This window comes from Solibaculum intestinale, from assembly GCF_040096205.1.
Lineage (GTDB): Bacteria > Bacillota > Clostridia > Oscillospirales > Acutalibacteraceae > Solibaculum_A > Solibaculum_A intestinale.
Window position 1 is genome coordinate 1 of record NZ_JBBMFD010000048.1, and the last position, 4,908, is coordinate 4,908.

The following is a 4,908-nucleotide window of genomic DNA, read 5'->3' on the forward strand; positions in this document are numbered from 1 at the left end:
CGGATACGTTCCGGCTCGGAGGACACGGCCGGGGGAGCTGAGGACGACGGGACGGCAGACGATGGCGGGGCCTGGCTACTCGGCGCGGCGCTCGATGGACTGGCCTGGGATGCTGGCGGCGTGGAGCTCGGTGCCTGATGAGAGGCACTGCCCTGGGAGGACACATCAAGTGTGTCCGGCTCCGGGGCGCTCGACTCGGGCAAGTCGGAGTTGTCAAGGGCGGAGGATTCAGGCAAACTTGGCGCATCCGGCAGGGACACGGCGGACGGCAATGACGGCAAGCTTGCGGTGGATGTAGGGGAGGACTCGTCTGGGTCACCTCCGGATGACGTGACAGCTATTATAATTACAATAATTATGGCCAGGACCGCAAGCAACAGCCCAACCACAATAACAGTTTTCTTTGGATTTGATTTTTTATTCTCTTCCATTTTGTACACCTCTAAAAAGCAATAAATTAATATTATCACTTTTTATTGGTGCTAGACCGATGTAAAATTTGGTATCAATTATACCGTGACTTGCATCTTGACTTGCATCTTATCGCAAAACACCGCGTAAATACGAGTAAAGCCGCATAAAATAAGCAGATAAAAAAGCCGCATGAATACCAGCAAATCTAGTATTCATGCGGCTTTCGCGATGGTCGGAGTGACGGGACTTGAACCCATGGCCTCTTGGTCCCGAACCAAGCGCTCTACCAAACTGAGCTACACCCCGAGATAAGCGACTTATTTATTATATTCATTTTGCCGGATGTTGTCAATATCTTTTCCTCCTCATTTTAAATTAAATGTGACAGGTGCCTCCTTGCTCACATAAGCTGAAATAAGGCAGTCTATCTGTCCGGCTCTCATATAGAAGAGGGGGTTTTTATGGAGTTTATATCCGATGCGATCAACCAATATGTCCGGGCTGAGCTGCTGGTTCTCATTCCGGTCTTATACGTGGTACGCAAATTCTTGCAGAAAATGAAGGTAAAAGAGTGCCGCATTCCCCTGATTGTAGGTATTAGCTCGGTGGTGCTGTGCGCATTGCACACCTTCTCTACTGTCGCTTTGACCGACTGGTCCAGTGTACTCATGACGGTATTCGCTTCCTTGACACAGGGCCTGCTGATTGCTTTCGCCAGCTATAACGGCGGCGACTTTATCATGACGGCCATGACCGGCAAAACCAGCACCGAACGTCAGGCCATCCGATTGGCCAAAGCGGGCGCTCCCCAGCCAGACAGCACCGCCGCATCCACGCCTTCGGCCGATACAGCGAATGCCGGCTTGTCTCTTCCCGTTGCTGCCGGCAGTGGTACCCAAGCAGGCGGCGAGGAAACGCCGGTCGCTCTGGAGTATAAGCCGGAAGGAAACGGCAACGACGCGTAAGCATCCAGAAAAAGCCGCTCGTATGTGACGGGCGGCTTTTTCTCTGTGCATTGTTCGCTCCATTATCGTACCGGCGGTACTCGGTGATTGCAATGCGGAAGTTCTCATCCTGATAGCTGCGCGTATCAAATATCAGCTCTTTCTGTGCGAAGCTGCCTTAAGAGGCGGACAAGCTTTCTTCTTCCTGTATGTGCTGGATCTATCCTCCGCCGCCCGGTAGGTTCGGGAGATCGCAAACACGTCCAGCAGCAGACAGGCGGTAAGCACAGTGAGCATTACAGCATAAAAAACGGCTATTAGCTGGGCCGTTTCCTGTTTTCACGACGATCCTGTTTCCTTTTGCCCCTCATGCCGGCGGAAAATGAGGCGCTTCTGCACCGCCCGGCCCAGAAGGAAAAAGACAAACTCGGTAACCACCTTTGCCCAAACCGGATCCACCCCAAAGGCAGCTGTGAACAAAGACAGCACCAAGGTATTTCCGCACAGGATGACGGCGGCTAACAGCACATACTGCAGCAGCGATTTTCCCATTCGGCAGGAGCTGTGAAAAACTAGGCGACGGTTGACCGCGTAGTTGGCACCGGCGCTGCAAAAGCGGGCCAGGACGTTGGATAGGGGGATGCTGATCCTGCTCCCCAGCCCAACGGTAGCCGCCAGCAGCAGGTTATAGAGGAGAAAGTCAAGCAAAAAGCCCAGGATGGATGAGGCCGTGAATTTCAGAATCTCCCGGTACACCCGGAAGGAGTCTCTGAGGGTATTGAAATGGGAAGAGTCGTTGTGGTTCAGGTAAACGGTAGCGATGGAGATTTCCTCCATGGCTATCCCCTCCTTTGCGCAGATCAGCAGGACGTTCATTTCGTACTCATAGCGCTCTCCGGGAATGGAAAGCATCCGTGGAAGCAGATTTCCGTGAAAGGCGCGAAGGCCCGTCTGGGTATCCGTAACCGGCACGCCGGTGGCCAGCTGGTAAACAAAACGGGTAGCGGCGTTTCCAAAGCGGCTGCGGGCGGGTACCTCTCCTTCAAACCTCCGTCTTCCCAAAATCAGGGCTTTCGGGTTGCGGGCGGCGGCTTCCCACACCCGTTTGGCGTCGTCCACCCGGTGCTGACCGTCCGCGTCCATGGTGACGACTACGTATTTCTGGCCGCAAAACCGCTCTTTCAGATAGGATAGCCCGGTTTTGATCGCCCGTCCCTTTCCCAAATTCCGTTCATGGGTTAGGACGGTGGCATATTCTTTCGCGGCTAGAAAGATCGAATGGCTTTTTGAACCGCTGCCGTCGTCGATCACAAGGGCTGTCATTCCGGCGGCGCGTACCTCTTTGAGCAGTTCGAGCAGAAGCTGAGAGGGCTGGTAGGCCGGAATGAGCGCGATGCCGATGGGTCTTACCGTCATAGTGCTGCGCTCCTTTCATTTTTGTTGACTGGGATGAGGGCAGAATCATACGGGAAAAAAAGCGGCCGGCAGTCTTTCGCTTCTCTAGGCGAAAAAGGCTGTAAATTTAAACTTGATTTAAAGATGATATGCTACTATCATGAAGAAAAAGAACCACCCTTTATGAAACGTGAGGGAGAATCAAGCCGATGAGATTGCTGCTTGCAGAGGATGAAAAAGAGCTGTCCCGGGCGCTGACCGCCATTTTAAAGCACAACCATTACTCTGTCGATGCGGTCTACGACGGGGCGGACGCCTACGAGTATGGGCGGACGGAAAACTACGACGGGATCATTCTCGATATTATGATGCCAAAAAAAGACGGAATTACCGTGGTCAGGGATCTGCGGAAGAAAGGAATCGCCACGCCGGTGCTGATGCTGACAGCCCGTTCGGAGGTGGACGACCGGATCCTGGGGCTTGACAGCGGCGCGGACGATTATTTAACCAAGCCCTTCGCCATGGGCGAGCTGCTGGCGCGGGTGCGGGCCATGACCCGGCGGCGGACCGACTTTTCTCCGGACGCCCTTTCCTGCGGCAGCCTGACGCTAAACCGGGCTACCTTCGAAGCCGCCGGGCAGGAAGGCGTCATCCGGCTGGGAAACAAGGAATTCCAGATTCTCGAGATGCTTTTGCGCCATCCGGGACGGCTGGTTTCCACCGAGCAGTTCATGGAGCGCATTTGGGGCTACGACTCGGACACGGAAATCAACGTGGTATGGGTGTACCTCTCTTCCCTTCGCAAAAAGCTGTCCGGTATCGGGGCCAACGTGCAGATCAAGGCGGTGCGGGGAGTGGGATACCGGTTGGAGGAGTGCAATGATTAAGCGGCTGCAGCGCAAGTTCATCGCCATCGCCATGGGATCCCTGTTCGTCATTTTGCTGGTGATTCTGGCGGCGGTAAACGGCGTGACTTATTACCAGATGAATCAAAACGCGGACAATCTCCTGACCTTACTGGCCCAGAACGAGGGAAAGTTTCCAGAGCTGGAGCGGGGGATGCGCCCGCCCAAGGAGCTGGGCCCGAACCCGGCTCATTTCAGCGAGGAGACCCCTTTTGAGACCCGGTACTTTCTCGTAAAAACAAACCAGGAGGGGACCATCAGCCAGATCGACACCGGGCACATCGCGGCGGTGGACTCTTCCAAAGCCAGAGAATACGCTCAAACGGTGCTCGAAAGCGGGAGCACCGGCGGATATCTGGATCAATACAAATATTTGGTCCAGGAAAAGACGTATGGGACGCTGATTTTGTTTCTCGACCGGGGGACACAGCTGCAGTCCTCCCTTTCCCTGCTGCTGCTTTCCAGCGGGATTGCTCTGGCTACCCTGATGGTGATGCTTTTGCTTGTTTCCCTTCTTTCCCGGCGGGCCATCCGCCCGGTCATTGAGAGCATGGAAAAGCAAAAGCGGTTCATCACCGACGCGAGCCATGAGATCAAGACCCCGCTGGCCATTATTTCGGCCAACGCCGAGGTTCTGGAGCTGACCGGCGGCCCCAGCGAATGGACGCAGAGCATCCAAAACCAGGTTGGGCGCCTGGGCGGGCTGGTGCAGAGCCTTCTGACTTTGTCGCGGATGGAGGAGGACGCGGGAGCGCTTCGCTTTACCGACTTTGTCCTCAGCGACGCGGTGGAGGAAACCGCCCAGTCCTTTGCCGCACTGGCCCAAAGCCAGGGGAAGACCTTGTCCCTGTCCATCCGGCCGGGGCTGGTCATGAAGGGGGAAGAAAGCGGTATCAGGCAGGTGGTATCCATTTTGCTGGATAACGCGGTAAAATACGCGTCACCGGAAAGCAGGATTTCGCTTTTCCTTTCTGGGCAGGGAAAGTATGCGAAGCTGGAGGTCAAAAACGCGTGCGATCCGGTTCCCTCCGACCTGGATTCCCTCTTCGACCGATTTTACCGGGCGGATTCCTCCCGCTCGAGAGACACCGGGGGATATGGAATCGGCCTGTCGGTGGCGAAGGCGGTGGTGGAGGCCCATAAGGGGCGCATCTCGGCTCAAAAAGACGGAGAAGGCGCCGTGTGCTTCCAGGCGGTTCTTCCGCTGGGGTAAAAGGGTAAGAAAAGGCGCCCGGCTGCGGTGTAAAGAT

4 protein-coding genes and 1 tRNA gene are annotated in these 4,908 nt (G+C 55.3%); 3 read left to right on the top strand and 2 right to left on the bottom strand.

Features of this window, described 5'->3' with window-relative positions; translation table 11 throughout:
- Window positions 1-643: 643 nt before the first annotated feature.
- A tRNA-Pro gene (locus WMO26_RS13305) sits at window positions 644-720 on the bottom strand.
- A gap of 155 nt (window positions 721-875) precedes the next feature.
- Between WMO26_RS13305 and WMO26_RS13310 the strand changes: the two genes are divergently transcribed.
- Window positions 876-1,379: a phage holin family protein gene (locus WMO26_RS13310; RefSeq protein ID WP_349221120.1), complete on the top strand. Its 504-nt coding sequence runs from the start codon at window positions 876-878 to the stop codon at window positions 1,377-1,379.
- A 318-nt stretch (window positions 1,380-1,697) separates the two neighbouring features.
- On the opposite strand, the gene WMO26_RS13315 is transcribed toward WMO26_RS13310, so the two are convergent.
- A complete protein-coding gene (locus WMO26_RS13315) occupies window positions 1,698-2,774 on the bottom strand; it encodes a glycosyltransferase (protein ID WP_349221121.1) in 1,077 nt (358 codons plus the stop codon).
- A gap of 188 nt (window positions 2,775-2,962) precedes the next feature.
- Here WMO26_RS13315 and WMO26_RS13320 point away from each other — a divergent pair, with 188 nt between their 5' ends.
- Both WMO26_RS13320 and WMO26_RS13325 read left to right on the top strand, forming a co-directional pair.
- On the top strand, window positions 2,963-3,640 hold the full coding sequence (locus WMO26_RS13320; protein ID WP_349221122.1) for a response regulator transcription factor: 678 nt from the start codon (window positions 2,963-2,965) through the stop codon (window positions 3,638-3,640).
- Complete coding sequence (locus WMO26_RS13325) at window positions 3,633-4,871, top strand: sensor histidine kinase (RefSeq protein WP_349221123.1); 1,239 nt, start codon at window positions 3,633-3,635, stop codon at window positions 4,869-4,871. The genes WMO26_RS13320 and WMO26_RS13325 overlap by 8 nt, the downstream gene beginning before the upstream one ends.
- The last annotated feature ends 37 nt before the right edge of the window (window positions 4,872-4,908 follow it).

What these genes read in the sequence shown, in the direction of transcription:
- WMO26_RS13315 (WP_349221121.1), bottom strand. Translation starts at nt 2,774, where the DNA reads ATGACGGTAAGACCCATCGGCATCGCGCTCATTCCGGCCTACCAGCCC.
- WMO26_RS13310 (WP_349221120.1), top strand. Translation starts at nt 876, where the DNA reads ATGGAGTTTATATCCGATGCGATCAACCAATATGTCCGGGCTGAGCTG.
- WMO26_RS13325 (WP_349221123.1), top strand. Translation starts at nt 3,633, where the DNA reads ATGATTAAGCGGCTGCAGCGCAAGTTCATCGCCATCGCCATGGGATCC.
- WMO26_RS13320 (WP_349221122.1), top strand. Translation starts at nt 2,963, where the DNA reads ATGAGATTGCTGCTTGCAGAGGATGAAAAAGAGCTGTCCCGGGCGCTG.